This is a genomic window from Vibrio sp. 03_296 (assembly GCF_002265885.1).
In genome coordinates, this window is sequence record NZ_NPKW01001098.1 from 1 (window position 1) to 829 (window position 829).

The 829-nt window shown below is 44.7% G+C and carries 1 pseudogene; it reads left to right on the forward strand.

Going from position 1 to position 829, the window contains the following annotated elements:
- Positions 1–607 (forward strand): annotated as a pseudogene (locus tag CIK04_RS30050) (SDR family NAD(P)-dependent oxidoreductase); the annotation flags it as partial.
- Positions 608–829 lie beyond the last annotated feature (222 nt).

The window sequence follows — 829 nt, forward strand, 5'->3', positions numbered from 1 at the left end:
ATGGGCTTTTTAACAATGGTGCCTATGGSCAACCTGGTGCACTGGAGGATCTCCCCACCGACGCATTGAGAGCCCAGTTTGAAAGCAACTTTTTGGKTTGGCATCAATTGGTACGTGAAATATTACCGATCATGAGAGAGAACAAGCAGGGACGCATTAGTGCAAAATAGCTCCGTGTTAGGATTCGCTGCGATGAAATATCGACGGTGCCTATAACGCCTCTAAATTCGCGATTGAAGGTTGGAGCGACACCCTCAGGCTTGAGTCTCGATGGCACGAATATTCACATTGCCATCCTCGAACCGGGCCCGAATCGAAACCCGTTTTCGTTACAACGCGCTGCAAGCCTTTTTGCAATTGGATTGATATTGAAACAGCCCTCACAGAGACAGCTATCTGGCGCAAAAAGATCGCCTAGAGAATACCAACTCGAAGAGCAGTTTCGTCTTACCTGCCGAGTCTTGTATTGAGCCAGTGTTGCACGCGCTAACCAGTCAGAAACCGAAAATACGTTACCGAGTGAACCACACCAACTAAGCTGTTTGCTGTATTCAAACGGATTTTACCAACGCGCTGGCTGGATGAAATATTAAAAAGAGCGGCGTAATTTATTGCTGATAATGTAATCAATTCGTCACAAATGGATGATAATTTACTCATCACCACAAAATCTCGGTCATTTTCACTGCTAACAAAACGAGCACCTAGTTCATGTCATTAAATCAATTAAACTGGCTAAGTGTGGGTGTGGTGCTGACAATATTTATACTTTATTTAGGCACTTTCGTCTTGCCACTCGACAAAACAGCTGCACTCTGTCAGCGTTTTT